This window comes from Enterococcus alishanensis (assembly GCF_019218635.1).
Taxonomy (GTDB): Bacteria; Bacillota; Bacilli; order Lactobacillales; family Enterococcaceae; genus Enterococcus_A; species Enterococcus_A alishanensis.
Map to the genome: position 1 here is coordinate 90,573 of NZ_JAHUZB010000003.1, position 18,368 is coordinate 108,940.

At 35.7% G+C, this 18,368-nt stretch carries 23 protein-coding genes; 13 read left to right on the forward strand and 10 right to left on the reverse strand.

From position 1 onward, the window contains the following. The first annotated feature begins 1 nt into the window (after position 1). Genes KUA55_RS07305 through KUA55_RS07320 form a run of 4 tightly spaced genes read left to right on the forward strand, consistent with a single transcriptional unit; the run spans position 2 to position 3,600 of the window. On the forward strand, positions 2 to 874 hold the full coding sequence (locus KUA55_RS07305; RefSeq protein WP_218325546.1) for a carbohydrate ABC transporter permease: 873 nt from the start codon (positions 2 to 4) through the stop codon (positions 872 to 874). Beyond that, entirely contained in the window at positions 864 to 1,679 is an 816-nt protein-coding gene (locus KUA55_RS07310; RefSeq protein WP_218325547.1) for a carbohydrate ABC transporter permease, read from the forward strand. Before KUA55_RS07305 ends, KUA55_RS07310 begins: the two co-directional genes overlap by 11 nt. 15 nt (positions 1,680 to 1,694) lie before the next feature. After that, positions 1,695 to 2,819 (forward strand): ABC transporter ATP-binding protein, encoded by a 1,125-nt coding sequence (locus tag KUA55_RS07315; protein WP_218325548.1) that lies wholly within the window; start codon positions 1,695 to 1,697, stop codon positions 2,817 to 2,819. Beyond that, entirely contained in the window at positions 2,797 to 3,600 is an 804-nt protein-coding gene (locus KUA55_RS07320; RefSeq protein WP_218325549.1) for a metallophosphoesterase family protein, read from the forward strand. Before KUA55_RS07315 ends, KUA55_RS07320 begins: the two co-directional genes overlap by 23 nt. A gap of 122 nt (positions 3,601 to 3,722) precedes the next feature. Here the strand turns inward: KUA55_RS07320 and KUA55_RS07325 are convergent, their stop codons facing one another. From KUA55_RS07325 to KUA55_RS07350, 6 genes are all read right to left on the reverse strand, one after another. Beyond that, positions 3,723 to 4,013 carry a hypothetical protein gene (locus KUA55_RS07325; RefSeq protein ID WP_218325550.1) on the reverse strand — a complete coding sequence of 97 codons (291 nt, stop codon included), beginning with the start codon at positions 4,011 to 4,013 and terminating at the stop codon, positions 3,723 to 3,725. Positions 4,014 to 4,101: 88 nt separating this feature from the next. Continuing rightward, entirely contained in the window at positions 4,102 to 4,299 is a 198-nt protein-coding gene (locus KUA55_RS07330; RefSeq protein ID WP_218325551.1) for a hypothetical protein, read from the reverse strand. Positions 4,300 to 4,414: 115 nt separating this feature from the next. Then, on the reverse strand, positions 4,415 to 4,600 hold the full coding sequence (locus KUA55_RS07335) for a hypothetical protein (protein ID WP_218325552.1): 186 nt from the start codon (positions 4,598 to 4,600) through the stop codon (positions 4,415 to 4,417). A 190-nt stretch (positions 4,601 to 4,790) separates the two neighbouring features. Continuing rightward, positions 4,791 to 5,843 carry a zinc-binding dehydrogenase gene (locus KUA55_RS07340; protein ID WP_218325553.1) on the reverse strand — a complete coding sequence of 351 codons (1,053 nt, stop codon included), beginning with the start codon at positions 5,841 to 5,843 and terminating at the stop codon, positions 4,791 to 4,793. A 179-nt stretch (positions 5,844 to 6,022) separates the two neighbouring features. Next, the gene (locus KUA55_RS07345; protein ID WP_218325554.1) at positions 6,023 to 6,604 is read right to left on the reverse strand and encodes a uracil-DNA glycosylase family protein; all 582 of its coding nucleotides are present in this window, start codon (positions 6,602 to 6,604) and stop codon (positions 6,023 to 6,025) included. Between the two features lie 5 nt (positions 6,605 to 6,609). Further along, entirely contained in the window at positions 6,610 to 6,993 is a 384-nt protein-coding gene (locus KUA55_RS07350) for a hypothetical protein (protein WP_218325555.1), read from the reverse strand. Positions 6,994 to 7,177: 184 nt separating this feature from the next. On the opposite strand from KUA55_RS07350, the gene KUA55_RS07355 reads away from it, so the two are divergent. Both KUA55_RS07355 and KUA55_RS07360 read left to right on the forward strand, forming a co-directional pair. Further along, positions 7,178 to 7,792, forward strand: a complete 615-nt coding sequence (locus KUA55_RS07355; RefSeq protein ID WP_218325556.1) for a TetR/AcrR family transcriptional regulator — start codon at positions 7,178 to 7,180, stop codon at positions 7,790 to 7,792. Next, positions 7,776 to 8,543: a M23 family metallopeptidase gene (locus tag KUA55_RS07360; RefSeq protein ID WP_246601435.1), complete on the forward strand. Its 768-nt coding sequence runs from the start codon at positions 7,776 to 7,778 to the stop codon at positions 8,541 to 8,543. The genes KUA55_RS07355 and KUA55_RS07360 overlap by 17 nt, the downstream gene beginning before the upstream one ends. A gap of 45 nt (positions 8,544 to 8,588) precedes the next feature. Here KUA55_RS07360 and KUA55_RS07365 read toward each other — a convergent pair whose 3' ends face one another. Further along, on the reverse strand, positions 8,589 to 9,980 hold the full coding sequence (locus KUA55_RS07365) for a DHA2 family efflux MFS transporter permease subunit (protein WP_218325557.1): 1,392 nt from the start codon (positions 9,978 to 9,980) through the stop codon (positions 8,589 to 8,591). A 170-nt stretch (positions 9,981 to 10,150) separates the two neighbouring features. On the opposite strand from KUA55_RS07365, the gene KUA55_RS07370 reads away from it, so the two are divergent. Both KUA55_RS07370 and KUA55_RS07375 read left to right on the forward strand, forming a co-directional pair. Then, positions 10,151 to 10,777: a TetR/AcrR family transcriptional regulator gene (locus KUA55_RS07370; RefSeq protein ID WP_218325558.1), complete on the forward strand. Its 627-nt coding sequence runs from the start codon at positions 10,151 to 10,153 to the stop codon at positions 10,775 to 10,777. An 89-nt stretch (positions 10,778 to 10,866) separates the two neighbouring features. Beyond that, positions 10,867 to 11,103 (forward strand): hypothetical protein, encoded by a 237-nt coding sequence (locus KUA55_RS07375; RefSeq protein ID WP_218325559.1) that lies wholly within the window; start codon positions 10,867 to 10,869, stop codon positions 11,101 to 11,103. Between the two features lie 113 nt (positions 11,104 to 11,216). On the opposite strand, the gene KUA55_RS07380 is transcribed toward KUA55_RS07375, so the two are convergent. From KUA55_RS07380 to KUA55_RS07390, 3 genes are all read right to left on the reverse strand, one after another. Further along, positions 11,217 to 12,035 carry a Cof-type HAD-IIB family hydrolase gene (locus KUA55_RS07380; RefSeq protein WP_218325560.1) on the reverse strand — a complete coding sequence of 273 codons (819 nt, stop codon included), beginning with the start codon at positions 12,033 to 12,035 and terminating at the stop codon, positions 11,217 to 11,219. Between the two features lie 92 nt (positions 12,036 to 12,127). Then, a complete protein-coding gene (locus tag KUA55_RS07385; protein ID WP_246601436.1) occupies positions 12,128 to 12,913 on the reverse strand; it encodes an ankyrin repeat domain-containing protein in 786 nt (261 codons plus the stop codon). Positions 12,914 to 13,245: 332 nt separating this feature from the next. Then, positions 13,246 to 14,322, reverse strand: a complete 1,077-nt coding sequence (locus tag KUA55_RS07390; protein ID WP_218325561.1) for an NlpC/P60 family protein — start codon at positions 14,320 to 14,322, stop codon at positions 13,246 to 13,248. 379 nt (positions 14,323 to 14,701) lie between these two features. Between KUA55_RS07390 and KUA55_RS07395 the strand changes: the two genes are divergently transcribed. The 5 genes from KUA55_RS07395 (at position 14,702) to KUA55_RS07415 (ending at position 18,311) form a co-directional block, all read left to right on the forward strand. After that, positions 14,702 to 15,664 (forward strand): ornithine cyclodeaminase family protein, encoded by a 963-nt coding sequence (locus KUA55_RS07395; protein WP_218325562.1) that lies wholly within the window; start codon positions 14,702 to 14,704, stop codon positions 15,662 to 15,664. A 332-nt stretch (positions 15,665 to 15,996) separates the two neighbouring features. Further along, complete coding sequence (locus KUA55_RS07400) at positions 15,997 to 16,440, forward strand: DUF3290 domain-containing protein (RefSeq protein WP_218325563.1); 444 nt, start codon at positions 15,997 to 15,999, stop codon at positions 16,438 to 16,440. A gap of 11 nt (positions 16,441 to 16,451) precedes the next feature. Then, positions 16,452 to 17,087 (forward strand): DUF421 domain-containing protein, encoded by a 636-nt coding sequence (locus KUA55_RS07405; RefSeq protein ID WP_218325564.1) that lies wholly within the window; start codon positions 16,452 to 16,454, stop codon positions 17,085 to 17,087. A 107-nt stretch (positions 17,088 to 17,194) separates the two neighbouring features. Next, positions 17,195 to 17,593: a helix-turn-helix domain-containing protein gene (locus KUA55_RS07410; RefSeq protein ID WP_218325565.1), complete on the forward strand. Its 399-nt coding sequence runs from the start codon at positions 17,195 to 17,197 to the stop codon at positions 17,591 to 17,593. A gap of 115 nt (positions 17,594 to 17,708) precedes the next feature. Beyond that, positions 17,709 to 18,311, forward strand: a complete 603-nt coding sequence (locus KUA55_RS07415) for a sugar O-acetyltransferase (RefSeq protein ID WP_246601437.1) — start codon at positions 17,709 to 17,711, stop codon at positions 18,309 to 18,311. Positions 18,312 to 18,368 lie beyond the last annotated feature (57 nt).

Sequence of the window (18,368 nt, forward strand, 5' to 3'; positions counted from 1 at the left end):
GATGAAGCGTTACATCGGTTATATTTACTTGGCACCAGCGGTTATTCTGCTGGGAATTTTTGTTTTTTATCCTTTGATCTATACGATTTATTTAAGTTTTTTTGATTGGAATATGGTTTCACCTACCAAAGATTTTGTTGGCTTTGCTAATTATAGTAAGGTCTTGACCGATCCCGTCTTTCATAAAGTGTTGAAAAATACTTTGGTTTATACGATTCTTTTTGTTTTATTAAGTTGTGTTGTTCCATACATTGTTTCCTTTCTTTTAGGGGTAGTAGTGGAGAAATGGCAAAATTTTTATAAGCCACTATTTTTTATTCCCGCAGTGATTTCGCTAGTGGTGGCAGGGATGGTTTTTACTTGGATCTTGAACCCAGTGTCTGGACCAATCGCCATCTTATTAGGTCATTTTGGTTTGAAGTTGCCAATGTGGATGAATCTTCAAGGATGGGTAATTGCAGTGATTGCTGGTATCACTGCTTGGAAAGTTTTTGGCTATAATTTTATTGTCATTTTTGCGGCAGTCGTCGGGATCGATCGTGAAATGATTGAAGCCGCAAAGCTGGATCGGGTACCTATGTGGCGAATATTTTTTAAGATTGTTTTGCCTATGAGTAGTTCAACGGGCTTATATTTATTAGTTATGACGATTGTGCAAGGACTACAGTATGTTTTTACACCAATCAAGATTATCACCCGCGGCGGCCCCAATAACGGGAGTGCCAACGTGATTTATTATGCTTATCAAAAGGCTTTTGAAATGTACAAAGTCGGGGAATCTTCGGCAATTTCAGTATTGACCTTGATAATCTTTGCTGTTTTCTTAGGTTTGATTTTCAAATTTGTTGAAAAAGGAGTTTATTATGAAAATTAAACGATTATTGCCCCATCTATTATTTATTGTCATTTTAATAATCATTATTTATCCTTTGCTATTTATCATCGCCAATTCTTTTAAGCCTTTGAAAGAAGCATATCAGACGATTACTAGTTTGATCCCGCAACCTTTTACGTTAGAGAACTTTCGATATTTGTTTGACAATCTGCCAATCTTAAAAATTACGGGCAATACTTTTTTTATTGCTAGTATCATCACAGTGGTTAAGCTGATAGTCGCTTTTTTTGCGGCCTACAGTTTTACCTATTGTCGAATAAAAGGCAAAAAAATCTGGTATTTAGTAATTATTGGGACGATGTTTATTCCTTTTACAGTTTCAATGATTCCTAATTACTTATTGATTGCAAAGTTAAACTTAATTAATACTACTTGGGGTGTGATTTTACCGCAATTTGCAGATGCCATGGGGATTTTTTTACTGACGCAAACCATGCGGGAAATTCCTGCTAGTTTATTAGATGTTGCAGCCTTAGATAATATCAAACAGCCTGCGATTATGGGGAAAATTGTTTTTCCGCTAACGCGACACGCGATTACTTCTACCGGAATCTGGTTTTTTATTACTTCATGGAATGAGTATGTTTGGCCGGTTTTAATTTTGCGGACAGTAGAAAATTATACGCTACCGCTGGCGATGCAGACTTATATCAGTTCAGAAGGAGGAACAAATTTTACGGTAGCCATGTCCATCAGCTTAATTACGATGTTCGTACCGCTGGTGCTGTATACCATTTTTCAAAAATATATTATCGGGACATTTGTTTCTGCGGGTATTAAATAAATTGGAGGAATTTTCATGGGGAAAACGATTGAGTTACGAAAAATAGGGAAAAAATATGGGGATCAAACAATCTTGCAAGAAATTGATTTAGCTGTTGCAGCAGGAGAACGGATTGTTTTATTAGGTCCTTCTGGCTCTGGGAAATCCACCTTGCTACGGATGATTGCTGGTTTGGAAAAAATAACTAGCGGGGAATTATTTTTAGGAACCCAAGCAGCGAATCAAATGCCCTGCGGCGAGCGAGAAATCGCTATGGTTTTTCAAAATTATGCCTTATATCCCCATATGACAGTTAGCGAAAATATTACTTTTGCTTTAAAGGCAAATAAACTCAAGGCTGCAGATATTCAGCTTCGTTTGGAAGAAGCGCTAGATATGCTGGGATTAACGCCTTATAAAGATCGTTTACCAAAAGATTTATCTGGTGGTCAAAGACAAAGGGTGGCGTTAGCTCGTGCAGTTGTTAAACGCAGTGACTATTTTCTGTTAGATGAACCGTTATCGAATTTAGATGTGCGCTTACGTTTAGATGCGCGTAAAGAATTGGTGAAGATTCATCAACGTTATCAGCAGACTTTTGTTTATGTCACTCATGATCAAATCGAAGCAATGACTTTGGCAGATCGAATCGTTTTATTAAATGAAGGAAAAATTCAAATGGTGGATACACCACAAAATGTCTATGCCAAGCCAAGTAATACTTTTACTGCAAATTTTATCGGCTCACCAGGAATGAATGTGTTGGAAGTTACTTATGATCAAGGGACTATTAAGTTTGCTAATCAGTTTTTACCATTAAATCCTGCATGGCAAAAGAAATTAGCTAATGTTAACGGTGCAGTTTATTTAGGAATTCGTCCTGAACATTTAAGTTTTACCAAAGAAACTAGTCAGTTAAAAGGCCAAATTAAATATCGCGAGCTTTTGGGGCAAAGTTATGCCTACACTGTTCAGGTAGGCGTTTTGGAAATGATTGTTTTGGATGAACGTCCCGACTGGCAAATTGGCGACAACGTTAATCTGGCTTTGAAGGAAGAAAAAATCCACTTTTTTGATTATCGCACAACAGAGAATCTCGGTTATCCAAATTATTTAACAGAAGAAGGAGGCAACATCCATGCGCTTTTTGCATCTATCTGATTCCCATTTCAGAGAAAATTATCAAACCAATGATTTTACTGCAACGATGTTTTCCAAGACTCAAAATCCTCGCTTAGCATTAGAACAGTTATTACAAAATTTACCTTTGATGGATTATGACTTTGTGTTATTGACTGGAGATTTGGTACATGAGGGTCAAGTATCTGATTATCAAGCGTTACGAAAAATGTTAGATCATTATTTACCAACAACACCTTACTTTTTTTGTCGCGGCAATCACGATCGACGAGCTGTTTTCTTCGAAGGTATGGGGGTTGAGGCAAATGATTCCCAAGAGTATTTAAATTGTACCGAAATACGTGGTCTAAGAATTATTAGCTTGGACTCTGCTCAAGATGATCATCATGAAGGAAAAATTTCAGATGGTCAGCTGGCTCAATTGGAAAAATGGTTGGCAAAGCCGGCAGAAAAAGGAACTATTTTGTTAGTTCATCATCCACTAGCCTGGGAAGATCCTGCGATTGCTACCAAACTTCCTGCTGGATTTGAAGAAGTGATTGCGAAAAGTGATATTATAGGGATTTTTGTCGGGCATATCCATCAAGCTAGCAGTGGAGAATTTGCTGGTAAAAAACAAATAATGGCAGAAGCCTTGTCATTTGGCGTTGATGAGTTTCCTGATTATTCGCTATTTACCGACCGAACAGGTTATACAAGCTGTAGTTTAACAGAAGGGAAACTATATACTTATCAGCATTTACTTTCTCCACAGCAGACCGAGCTTGGAAGAATGGACAAACCGATTATCGGTAATCACTAGGGATCTTGGTCTAAAAATATCAATAAACCAGTTGCCAATCACTCTGATTTTGGCAACTGGTTTATTTAGCTTGCATAAAGTAGCGGGTTTAGAGGATCTATACCACATAAATAAAACTACCTTTAAAATCCTGACAAATATCCTAGCTGATTTAAAATAAAGACGATGAAGATTGATAAATTACCTAGTAAAGAAATCATAATCAAGGCAAAACGAACGGTGGCAACTTTGTACCAACCGCCATCATAGCTACGACGGGAACGCTGACCACGAAAGCCAATCCCGGCAATAATTGCTAGTAATAATAAAAGGATTTGCAAAAAGATTGCTAAAAATAACGAATAGATTCCAGCAGTGACCGCATAATAATTAAAAATTGCACCGATCCCAGCAAGAATGGCAAGAAAAGTCATAGTCATCTTCCTTTCAGCTCTTAGTTAAATTATATCAATTAGCGATACTATTGCACAAAAAAACTGCCTAATGAAAGACAGCCGGAGGTTATTTTTTTGGTTTAAAAGCTAGCACATAAAAACACAGAGGGAGGAGTAACTTCCCAATAATAATTAATTGTTTAAAAAAGAAATTCATTCCCAATGGGCTAAAATTTCCAATTAATAAATCAACTACAGCTAAAATAGTTAAAACTACTGCCACAACCAAAGCCCATTTTCGAACGACGAATCGATTATTAATCATGTCTATACCTCCTAAAATTGCTGCAAATCTTATAACTAAATTTTACAACAATCATAAAAAGAAGCTATCCAACTTTAGTCTTGGTTATGAGATTTTACGCTAAGTAAACCTATGCTTATTTTCTTCCTACAATAACTGCAGAATACATATAACCGACACCTTTTTGAGCAGCTGCCATAGTAGGATTAATTTCCACGGTTAAATCTTTCGATTGTAGTTCTTTGATAGCTTCTGATACAGCCTTTTCGTAGTCAGCAGGTTTGCCGGCCTCAATAAACTTAATTTCTTCAATTTTCCCCATTGTGATACCACCTCTCTATTTTTATTCATTATAACATAAAAAAATGTGTCAAATAGATGTTTTTTAGAGGAGGGTTTAAGAGAAAATCACTTTATAAAAAAATAACTAAAAAAGGAGCGGATTTCTCCACTCCATAAAATCTATTTGAATTCGTTTCGATATGGATTGTTTTTTCTTGGTAAATTGGTCTTTAAACAAGATCAGAAACAACAACCATAGATTTAATTGTTTTTCTTTCTTGCATATCAGTATAAGCTTGATTGATATCTGCTAAATCATAAGTTTGAGTAAACACCCGACCTGGATTGATGTCACCATCAAGTACAGCTTTTAGTAAAATTTGTTTGTCGTAAGTTGTTACCGAAGCAGAACCACCGGCAATTGAAATATTTTGGGCAAAAGTTGAACCGATTGGGCGGTCATTGTAATGAGGAACACCCACGTAGCCAATTCGTCCACCATTGTGTAAAACACCCAACGCTTGCTCAATTGCTGGGCCTGTTCCAACACATTCAAGGGCAGCATCAGCACCGCCTCCCAGAATTTCACGAACTTTAGCGATTCCTTCTTCGCCACGTTCAGCTACAACCGCTGTCGCGCCAGATGCCAAGGCCATCTCTTGCCGATCTTGATGACGGCTCATCAACACAATTTGTGAAGCACCCCGCATTTTTGCGGCAATAACAGCACATTGTCCAACTGCACCATCGCCAATAACGACAACCTTATCACCTTTTCCAACATGAGCGCAACGCGCCGCATGATAACCTGTGGGCATTACATCTGCTAAAGTCAAAAGTGATTTAATCATGCCTTCTGTATAATCTGCGGGCTGTCCAGGAACTTTTACTAACGCCCAGTTTCCATAATGGAAACGCACGTATTCAGATTGGAAACCATTTGACCAATTGGTTGCGCCCTTGTGGCGGTCACAAGTACCATCAAAACCAGCTCGACAAGCATCACATTCACCACAGCCATGGGTAAATGGTACGATGACAAAGTCGCCAGGTTTTACTGTGGTAATTTCTGAACCAATTTCCTCAACTATTCCTAAAGCTTCATGACCATCATTGACAGAATGAGGTTCTTTATTGTCACCGTGGGCATAAGACCATAAATCAGAGCCACAAACACAGGCACGAACGATTTTGATAATGACATCATCATTTGCTTGAATGGTTGGTTTTTCAACTTCTTCCACCGATACTAGTCCGGCTTTTTCAAAAATTGCAGATTTCATAAAATTCCTACTTTCTTGTATAAGATAAATTTAGTGTACTCGTTAAAGTGGACTTTAAGTCAAGGGGAAAATGGAAATAAAGCATGTCAAAAATAAAGAGGGCGTTCAAGATTCTACTGTTAGAAAAAAGGTTTGCTATTATTACCTTAAAAAAAACAACTGCGAATCTTCGCAGCTGTTTATTTTTCGAGCATTGTTTGCACCATTGCACGAATTTCTGGTAAGCGATACTGATAAAAATCTGGATGGTCTTTGAACCATTTGATATTTAAAGGAGAGGGATGCGGCAAAACAATCGTTGGTTTGCCATGAATTTCTTGGGTTTGGAAAATCAATTCAGCAAAATCTTGTCCTTTAAAAAAATGCTGTGCGGCTTTATTGCCAACCAAAATAAATAACTTGTTTTGTAGATAATCAAGAGCAGGATCTAACCATAATTTTGAACAAATAGCTGGTGGTTGTTTGTCACCGCCACTTTTGTTTTTTCCGGGATAACACAAGCCTACTGCTAAAAAGCAGAATTTTGCTGGGTCGTAAAAAGTTTCTTCATTCACCTGATACCATTCATCTCGTAGCTTTTTTCCAGAAGCATCGGTGAAAGGCTTTTTGGTCTGAGAAACTTTATTGGAAGGCGCTTGGCTAATGTGGACGATTTTGGCGTCTTGATTACCCAAAAAGACTGGTGCTGGATTTAAAATATTGGCGCAACGAGTACAATTTTTTAAATCAGTTACAAATTGATCAAAATTTTTCTCAAGCAAAGGGATCACTCCTGATATTGTTTTTTATTTATAGTTGAAACGAAGACAAATAAGAGTCCGAAGGGAAGGCTGAGCCCAAAATAAATGATATAGCTTGTCCAGTTTACAGTCCCGCCACTATACCAACCTAATAGTGAGAAATAAAGAAAAAATGGCAGAATTAAAATAAAATAATGAAGGAATAAATTAGTGGGATAGCGAAATGTTAGGAGATAGATGAGTATCAAATCAATCATTGCCGGCAGCCACATAAAATAAAATTCCCAATTAAAGCGCTGATTGATTAAATCAAAAATCAAAGTCGTAGCTATCATAATGGAAAAGTAGAACACATTCCGATAAAGAATATTGATGCGTTTTGATGAATCAAAAATTCCTCGTTTAAACATAGGTTGCGCCCTCCTTTTAGGTATACTTATTTTAGCATCTGTGCTTATTAGATACAAAAAGCTTAGAGAAAAATGTCTTGCATAAAATGATAGGTAACGAATTTTTTATTATCTATTTGACCTATTAGGTAAATTTTGCTAAACTCAATTTGTCCTAACAGGTCAATACGGTTGGAGGAATATGATGGAACAGTTATTAAATATGCCAAAGGAACGAAAAGAAGCATTATTAAATGCCGCCTTAAAAGAATTTACTCAACGGGGATTTGATCAAGCTTCAACTAATGAAATTGCTAAAAATTCTGGTATTTCTAAAAGCTTGATGTTTCATTATGTAAAAAATAAACAGGAATTATTTATGCTAGTATACGATTATTTTCATCAATTGATTCATCAGGAATATTATTTAAAGCTGGATCTCGAGCAAAAAGATGTATTCGTACGTCTGAGACAATCGTATCTTTTACAAATTCAAATATTACAAACCTATCCTGATGTGTTATTGATTGAAAATTTAAAAGGGGATACCAAATCAGAAGTGATTAATAGCTTTTTAGCAAGTAAAGAAGATCAGGCCTCTTTTAATTGCCAAGTAGATTTATTTAAGCATATCGATACTAGTAAATTCCGCGAAAATGTAAATATCGAAAAGGCTAAAAAGGTCATTCTTTGGAGTAACCAAGGCTTGATTAACGAGCTATTGGCGGATGAGGAAATTTTAGATCTAACAAAAACTACACAGCTTTTAGATGAGTATCTTGCTGAATTGAGAAAGCTATTTTATGTTGACGAAGAATAAAATTATTGCGGTATTGTTGACCCTAACAATTTTATTTTTTGTTATGAAGCCAACTGAAAGGAAAATAAATATGGAAAATCCGGTTATTTTATCAGCACCGTTAAAAGGTCAATGGCATACACCCAATACGCCTGGCAGTCAAATTCCTAGTCATGGTTCGGATAAATTCGGTACGACTTACGCTTATGATTTTGTTCAGTTAGATTGGAAAAAACTAGGAAAACCAGCTTACCAAGGTGGCTTGTTGAAGTATTTACAAAAAGGCATACCGGTAGAAGATTATTATTGCTGGGGAGAAACAATCTATGCCCCTTGTGACGGTGAAATTGTGGTTGCAAAAGATGGTTTTCCTGAAGCCAAACGAACCAATTTACGAAAAGATTTATCTAATGCCAGAGACAATGGTCAAAATTTTCACCCTAGTCGTAATAATGTCCAAGAAGTGGCTGGAAATTACGTGATAATCAAAATGGCGGAAAATATTTTTGTAGCATTATGCCATTTTCAACAAGCTTCGATTGAGGTCGTTGTCGGTGAACAGATAAAAACTGGTGAAATCATTGGTAAAGTCGGTCATTCAGGAAATTCTTTTGCCCCACATCTACATTTACAGGTCATGGATCGTTTAGATATTGGCAATGCCAAAGGACTCCCTTGTGCTTTTGATGATTATCAAGTTTTTCAAAATGGAAGATGGGTAACGAAAACTAATGGAATCCCTACAAAAAAAGAACGGATATTATTTGAGTAAAAGTACTTGAGGGGATATATTTATCAAAAATGCTCAAGTGCTTATTTATTCTATAGTAGCATCGTTTGAATAATCGCTTTTTTTAGGATATGCCAAGGCGATTAGTAATAAAAGTGCCAGTACCGGTAGCCAAATTTGATAAATAGATAAGTAGGCATGATTGATTTTTGAAAAGGTAAATGTTTTTAGCGCTGTCAAGTTACCAGTCATGTTGGATACAAAAAAGGATACACCTAATATAGAACCGATTTGGCGAACCACACTAATAATACTTTGAGAGCTGGTCAACAGGGTTCCTTGTAAATTAGTTGCAGCCAGCACATTGATTGGACCAGAAATAATACCAAAGCCGATACCCAGAATGAATAAAACCAACGATAATAAATTTTTTGTTTGTCCATTGAAATTAGCCAAGAAAAGATAGGCAATCAGAATACACATGATTCCGATAAAGACTAACAGGCGCGGTCCCAGTTTGTGAATTGCCAAGCTGCCTAAACCACCAAAAATGAAGACCGTGATTGACATTGGTAGAAGAATTAATGCGGCCTGCAATTCCGATTGGTGAAAGACATTTGTTAAATAGGTAGGTAAAATGACGACCACTCCGATGTAGAAAAATTGGGCTAATAATGCCACCAAAGCTGACAGTGAGAAATTTTTATTTTTAAAAAGCTGCAAATCAATCATAGGAAAGGCGACCTTCTTTTCGATTAATACAAATAGAGCAAATAGCACCACACCTATAAAGACACAAATCATGAAGCGCACATCAACCACACCCCACTCCCTAACTTTTATTAATCCCAGTGTAATAAAAAATAAGCTGAGCATTGAAAGCAAACTACCACTAAAATCAACTTTCTCTTTTCTTTTTTCTTCATGTTTAAAATTTAAAGTGGTTAAACACAAAATTAGTCCCAGAACCACAAGAGGCAGATTTATTAAAAAAATCCAATGCCAATTGAATGAATCAGTCAAAATACCTCCTAAGGTTGGTCCAATTGCCGCGGCGCCCCCTTGAGTTAATCCTAAAATAGCCACGATTTTAAAGCGATCTTCAATTTTCCAAGCAGAAAGCCCGATCGTATTTCCTAACGGTAACAATAATGCCGCTCCCAAACTGGAAATGACCCTGCCGACAATTAAAATCAAAAAAGATGTGGCAATTCCAGCCATAAAACTACCTAATCCAAATAAAAACAAACCTAAAAGAAATAATCTATTTTTGCCAAAAATGTCTCCTAATTTACTTAAAGGAATGGTCAAACTAGCAAAAATTATCGTATAGACATTTAATGCCCAAGATAATTTAGTTAAATCAATTTGCAAACCTTTTTGAATTGCGGGTAAAGCAATATTCATAATGGTTGTATCTAGCATCACCAAAAAGATGCCAATCGACATTGCAACAGTAAGTAAGATTTTTTTATTCATGATAAGCCTCCACTTTTCGAAATATGAGTTATTACTCAGTTTTTTTATCGTGTTGCAAATATAATCCTAAAAAAAGGTGATGTCAAATTTTTATTTCATGAGTTTTAACTCGATTTATTGAATATTTTCTAGCTGAGAGGTAAAATAATAGAAATATTGGAGGGGCAATCATGACTGAAAACAAAGTAATTCGAAAACCATTACAAAAAAGAGCTCTCGAAAAAAAAGCGAAAATTTTAGCAACTGCTCGAAAATTGTTCTCTGAAAGAAATTTTTTTAATGTGTCTACCAATGAAATTGCGAAAGAAGCCGGTCTATCTATTGGCACATTGTATGCTTATTACAATAGCAAAGAAGATATTTTAATCGAATTAGTCGAGGAGTACCATAAAACTTTTTTGACAATTTTTGCTGAAATCAATCAATCTCAATCCTTTGAGCTATTCAAAACCGATACTCAAAAATGGTTAGTAAACTTAATTAATCGACTTATTTCAGTGGAGGATGAGGCCTTTCATCAAGAAATTGAGATGTTGGCGATGACAGTGCCAGAAGTAAAAAAAGTTGTCCGCGAACAACAAAACAAGATGAAACATCTCACGTACGAACATTTTTTATATTATGCTAATCAAAGCAATCCACAGCAAATAAAAATATTGTCCACGATTATTTTTGATTTTATTACCTCTTTGGTGGATGAAGTGCTGTATAGTGAGCATACTGAAAAGGAAGCTGAGGAAATAATTTCAGCGGGAGTTGCAGCCATTGATCTATTAATTAAGGCGTATTTAACTTAAAAAAATATTTGATTCTTTTTACATTTTTCCAATAGGATAACCAAACCAATTTACAATTAAATCTAGGTTGTTATAAAGAGGGGGAGAAAATGAATAAAGAATCAGGGATAGCATTTTTAATTGCCCTAATATTAACTGGGGGACTTTTTTATGTGACTAAGAACTTGTCGGCGAGTGGGCTTTTATTTTTCTTAGTTGTTAGCGGTGAATTAGCATTTATCAATAAGTTTGTTAAAAAAGTGAAAATCTTGCTCTTGCAAAAATGTGAGAGCTCTTTTTGTCATCAAAAAAGAGGTAGTCCCCTAATGACTACCTCCTCTAGATAGAAGTTCTTTGCCTGTTTTAGCAGACATTTATAGTGTAACAAAGATGGATAATCATCACAAATAGAAAAATAATTTTTTTTATTTGCATTAATTGGTTTGTGGAGCTGTTTTTTCTAATTAATTGGGAACAATTCATCTAAGGTAACTAGTACGCCGTCGTTATCATTAGAAGGACAAACTTGATCGGCAACTTTTTTTACATTGGCAGGGGCATTATCCATTGCGTAACCGATCCCGCAATAAGCCAACATTTCAAGGTCATTTCCGCCATCTCCAAAAGCGACACATTGCTCCGGAGTAATGCCCCATCGTTGAACTAATTTTTCTAAACCGGCAGCTTTGTGACAACCTGGAATGATTAAATCAACTGAACCATGACCGCTGCTGGTAGGAGTTAACGAGCCTTTTAGTTCATCACGAAATAAATTACAGTAATAATCTGTTTTTTCCGCGGGAACAGTTGGCGCAAATTTTAAAATTTGGTCATTTACCTCGGCAAAATCGGTGACCCATTTTAATTTATGATAATAAATATTGGTTAACTGAAAAAATTCTTGACTAACGGTTCCACGTTCACAATAGGCGCTATTTAAACCACACATGACATTTTTGATTTCGGTATATTTTTTAACTAATTCAAGGACTGTCAAAATGGTTTCTTTCGGTATATTTCCAGAAAAAATGACTTCTTTCTTGTCTTTGACCAAAGCACCGTTTTCTGCCACAAAACTCAATTCATCATAATAATCAGGAAAAAGTGAGCGCAGTTGATAATATTGATTGCCACTGGCTACGACAAATTGACAGTCAACAGCTTTCATTCGAGCCAAAATAGCCTTGAAGCGTGGAATATCATAAGTATAATCACTGCGAGCAAAAGTGCCGTCCATATCTACGGCAACTAATTTAATATCATGGGGATTAGGATTCATATTGTTTTCTCCATTCAGAATAAATTGTTGATGCTAAATATTACTGCACTAATTATAGCATGTTTAAGCTGTGGCATTCTTTCAAGAAAAATTTATTGCTCAGTAGTAGTAAGCAAGTTTGAGATATTTTGATAGCCTAGTTGATGGGCATAATCTATAGCGGATTTCCCGTAATTATCTACTATCGTTGGATCGGCGCCATTTTTTAGTAATTCAGCAACAATATCTTGATAGACTTGCGATCCATCTCGCAGAGCGATTGCTTCTATTAAGGCAGTATAACCATAATTATTTTGATGATTGATATTTACACGTTTATCCGCTGAAAGTAGTTTTACATTTTCAAGATGGCCTTTTTCTGCAGCGGGAATAAGTGCATTCCCACCAAAACGATTGACGATGGATTGATCTGGTGTTGCATGGGCGAGAATATAGGCAAGAATTTCAGTCCGACCCTCAGCACCTGCGTAAAGATACGGACTATCTTGAAGATTATCTTGGCTGTTTATATCGGCCCCAGCGTCAATTAATTGTTTAGCAATATCGATTTGATTATTATGAACGGCAATCATTAAAGCTGTTTCGGCTTTTTCATTGACTTCATTAATATTATAGTGATCGGAATTAAGAATTTTTGTTGTCTCATTTAAATCTCCTGTTGTTACAGCTTGAAGTAAGCTACCACTGGGATAAAGGGGAGCTTCTTGTTTATCCGATGATTCAGACGCATCTACTTGAGGTGCTTTTTCACTCGATTGTAGCGTACTTGAACTAATGGAAGTGCTATTTTGTGAATTCTTTTGACAACCAGACAAAGTTAGAAAAAGAATGGTCATTGCGAGAATGTAGGTTAATTTTTTTATTTTTTTTGCTGTCATTTTGTCTCCTCCTTGGTATTTATCGAAAACTATAGCATGATTGAAAAAAATCAGCTATGTTAAAGAATTTTCAAGAAAGTTACAGTAAAAAATATTAAAATCCTCTATTTTTCTGGTAGGTTGCGAGAAAGATGACTTCGATAGCTGAATACAGCATCGTTTTGGCTGATTAGAAAACGCATTTTAAAAATATTGGTTACCCATAAATTATCAAGGGTGAAGTGAAATTAGATTAAGAAAAAAATTTATTCAATAGTTAGAAAAGTCTAAACAGATGTCCAATGAAAAAAAACGAAATACCTAGGTATCTCGTCTTTTTAACTTGTATTCTATTATTGAATAGCCCGCTCCGCATTCCAAGCAGTGCCTTCATCTTTCCAGCCGAGACTAACTAAGTTGTTTTTCTCACCAGAATTAGTTGTGTAGACATGGCTATCTTGGCTTCCGATGGCGTTCGGATTGTAGACCCGATAAACTGGAACGTTGCCGCCTGAATTCCACGATACGCCTTCACTTTCCCAGCCAATTGTTGTTAACCAAGTATTTTCTTGGGAGCTTAAAGTGTAGAAATGACGACCATTATTAGGATTGTATAAACGATAAGTTGTGTCACCAGCGGTTGGTGCAGCCCACGCGACACCTTCATACGTCCAGCCAATATTTTGTAAGTTGGTGGCTTCAGCTAAATCTTGGGTGTAATGGTGATTGCCTTCGTTTGCGTTGTACAGTCTAAACACATATTTTTCGTTGGCTTGTTGACCATCTAAACCTGGTACTTTTTGAACACCGTCACTTAAAATTCTTTTGGCAAAATCAGGTTTATACCAAGCAATTTGACCAACTTTGACATTTTGATCTGGTCCTGGGGAATAAATGTATTGTCCGTTGCCAATAAAAATAGCGACATTGTTAGAATTCCCTTTTGTTCCCCAAAATAATAAGTCACCTGGTTGTAAAGCATTCATGCTAACGTCTTTGCCTAGTCGCTCTTGAGAAGTACTTGGGGCAGGGACGGTCATATTCACTGCATTTTTAAATACATATTGTACCAACCCTGAAGCGTCAAAAGCACTTGGTCCAGCAGCGCCCCAACCAAATGGTTTGCCGACTTGGGCTTGTGCTAAGTTGACTACTTTTTGTTGCTCAGTCAAAGCAGCAGTGTCAGCAAAAGTTTGAACTGTTTGTGCAGATGTGATATTTGGCGTAGCCATCACTGCTTCAAATTGAGCCAATGTATAGCCAGCTTCCAACGCTGCTTGTTTTTCTTTTTGATACACACTTTGATCTTCTGTAAGTTGGATCTGTGAATCATCTTCATTGATTTCTGCGGCAAACACTTTTGTCCCAGTAACTTGTAATCCCACCAAACACAAACCAAGCGCTAAACCTGTTTTAAATCCTAATTTCATAAATACTCCTTCTCTCCTGATTAATAACTTACATTGTACACTAGACCACCGAATATTTTAATAACTAGCTTTAAATTAAGAAGTAAAAGTAAGTATAGACATCTAAAATAATATCAGCTAGCCTGTTTCAGGATAATAATAGAATAACTTATATTAAATCCCATCGAAGCGCCAGATGGACTTCTAGGTTCATCCGTTCTTCTAATTTTCCTCGATTTGTAGCTTCTATAAAATTCTCAGCAAATAAATCTTTTTACAGACTATTTTCAAAAATTTGATTTTTTAAATACTTTTATGATGATATGATTGAGTTGTATTTCATAGGATCTATATTCATTATAAAGAGTTTTACGTCATTCACAAAAAAGGAGGAGAAAGAATGAACATTTTAAATAAAAATGACATTCAAAAATTTTTTTCAATAGCTGATTGTATTCCAATAGTAGAAGAGGCTTTTCAGTACTATTATGAAGGGAAAGTAGACGTTCCTTTAAGAACACAAATAACAACCGGAACAGGGAAGGGAACTTTTTTATGCATGCCTGCATATAGCGAAGAATATGATGCGTCCTGTGTCAAAGTTTTGAATATGTTTCCCGAAAATATTAATCAAGGTCTGCCTTCAATTAACGCCCAAATTTTAGTAATGAATACAAAAACGGGTGGTTTTGAAGCTTTGCTTGATGGTAATTATGTCACACAATTACGTACTGGAGCCGCAACCGGTGTAGCCATCAAACATTTGGCACGTAAAGATGCAAAAATCGGTGCCTTAATCGGTACGGGTGGTCAGGCGCAGACACAACTTGAAGCTATGCTTGTTGCTGCAAATTTATCAGAAATCAGAGTGAGCGATTTAAATTTTGAAAGAGCCCAACAATTTGTTGAAAAAATGACAGCAGAATTGCAAACCACTGTAATGATTAAAGCAGTCGAAAATTCAGATCTTGCGATTGAACATGCTGACATTATCGTCACAGTAACGCCTTCGACAGTTCCGGTGTTTGATGGGGAGAAAGTAAAAAAAGGGGCACTAGTTTCTGGGGTGGGTTCTTATCAACCGCATCTGCAAGAAATACCGGCAAGTCTAGTAAAAAAAGCCGACAAAATCTTTTTTGATTCTGAAGAGGCGGTTCTTTCGGAGTCAGGAGATCTATTAATTCCTCTTAAAGAAGGAACAATAACCGAAGAAGCTTTTACTGGCGATATTGGGGCTGTTATAAAAGGAGAATTAATCGGGCGCGAAAACGACGAGGAGATTATTTTCTTTAAAACGGTGGGAATAGCGGCACAAGATTTGTTTACGGCTCAGGCAATATCTCAAAGAATGAAAAAATCTTAGAAAAAAGAAAGTACGTCTTAGAGAATTTTGATGATATTCGCAAAATGATTATCTTAAAATTGCAGGGACACATTATATTTCGGCTGAACCAGTGACAACTAATTTAATGGGATTTAATCATTTAACGTTAGACCCAAAAATTCGTAATTAAAAGAAATTAGAATTACGGGTAATTAAAATTAATACTCGAAAAAAGATCACATCTGAGAAGGCAATCTTTAAAATTGTCATTGGATGGATCTTTTTTTAGATTAATTATGCTGAAAAATCGTTTTTACGCTTGAAAAAAACATTCTATTGTATAATTACTAAATAAAAAAGGGGAGAGAAAGATGAATTTTTACGGAATTGACTATTTAAAATCACAGTCAAACATTAATGATTACTTCAAGTATATTTTGATTTTTGGTTCACTGTTTTTCTTAGTGATTGTTTTTTCTTTGTATTTAAGACATCGGATTCAGACGAAATACCGTGACTTAAGTATTATTTTTCTGTTGTTGTTAATTTTTGCTTCAGGGGTGCAGTTTTCTGATTATCAGTCAAATCAAGCAAAACATTCCCAGTCCTCACAGATGGTGAATTTAGTTCAAGATATTTCAAAAGAGAATGACATTTCGAGTAAAGAGATCTTTGTCAATGCGACCCAATTAACTGACGGAATCATTGTCAAAATAAAGAAAAATTATTATCAAGTCAATCTAAGTGCCGATCAAAGTTCTTATACCTTGACGAAAGCACATTTGATGAATCCTAGTATCGTGATCAATAAATAGGAGGTAAAAGAATGCAATTATATAATCCAATTATTTTAAAATTTGCTTTAGGAATTATTTGTCTGATCATTCAAATTAACGTAATGGGAAAAGGCAATTTGGCACCTTCATCAGCGATGGATCAAGTCCAAAATTATGTGTTGGGGGGGATTATCGGTGGTGTGATTTACAACGATTCCATCACTGTTTTACAATTCGTGCTAGTTTTGATTATTTGGACACTGCTAGTTTTAATTTTGAAATTTGCCAAGGATCATAATCGCTATGTGAAACTAATTATTGATGGTCGTCCGATTACCTTGATTCAAGATGGTAAAATCGATGTCAATGAATGTCTAAAAAGTGGGATTTCTGCTAATGAATTGATGTTCAAATTAAGGGCAAATGGTATTTACGAAGTGCAAAATGTCAAACGGGCGATTTTAGAACAAAATGGTCAGCTGACCTTAATTGAATTTGGTGATGAAAATATCAAATATCCGATTATTGTCGATGGTCAATCAAATAAAGATGTTTTGGAACTTATTAGCCAAGACGAAAGTTGGTTGGAAGAACAGGTCCATGCCCAAGGATTTGAAAAAATTAGTGAAGTTTATTTAGGGGAATATTTATCAGGGAAATTAAATTTATATGGTTACCAGCAATAATTAAAACCTTGATGTTAAAGGAAATTGACAAATTGTAAACCAAGGTTGCTTGTGGCATTTCGCTATTTGAGCTACATTTTTCTTATAGAAAATAGGGGGAGTAAAAAATGAAATTCCACGAAAAATTATTGGCTCTGAGAAAACAAAAAGGCTTGTCACAAGAAGAACTTGGCATGGAACTGCAAGTATCCAGACAAACCATTTCCAAATGGGAAGCCGGACAATCCTATCCTGATTTCACTAAACTGGTCTTACTGAGCGATTTTTTTAATTTGTCCCTTGATGAACTGGTAAAAGATATTGATGTACAAGAAGTGCGAGAAAAAAATTTTACTGATGAAAAAGTCGCAGAAATGTATTTAGATTATGAAAAAGGTAAAAGCGGCTTAAAAAAAATTTGGCGAGTGGCGATTATCATAAGTTTTGTGATTTTAGCCATTGCTATTTTTGCATTGATTATGCCTTTTATTTTTCCTGATTTGAGTTTCTTTTGGCAGCGGAAATAAAGGTTACAATTATTAGTTTTATTAGTTTTATCAGTCAAAAATTAAAAATCCGTCCTTGCATGTGTTTTAACATCCTGTATCATGGAAAGCAACAAACAAAAAAGGAGCAATTCACATGACAGAACAAGACTATTTCAATTTATCGAAATCAGGAAAAATGTATGATGACACGAACAAAGTATTTCTAGAAGCCCGCGGCAAAGCAGTTAAAATTACCAAAGAATACAATGCTTTGTATGGTGAAGATGAAGAAAAGAGAAGTCGATTGCTCAAAGATTTGTTAGGATCTGTGGACGAAGACGCTTTTTTTGAACCAGACTTTCGTTGTGAATTTGGTAGTAATATCCATTTAGGCAAGAAATTTTATGCTAACTTTGATTGTATTTTGCTTGATGGTGCAGATATTTATATTGGCGATCATGTGCTTTTCGGACCGCGAGTAGGTATTTTCACTACCAATCACGCAATTGATCCACAAGAAAGAGCGTTGGGAGGATGTTATTCTAAATCGGTTTCTATTGGAGATAATGTTTGGTTAGGTGCAAATGTAGTAGTGAATCAAGGTGTAGATATTGGCGAAAATACAATTATCGGCTCTGGTAGCGTAGTCACTAAAAGTATTCCAGCCAACGTAATTGCAGTAGGAAATCCTTGTAAAGTTTTACGAGCGATCACTGAAGCTGATAAGACAAATTATCTTCAAGAGTTAAATTATTAATTTAGCTAGCGAAGCTTTTATATGTTATTTTATCATAGCTTTTTTTTATATTTTTAA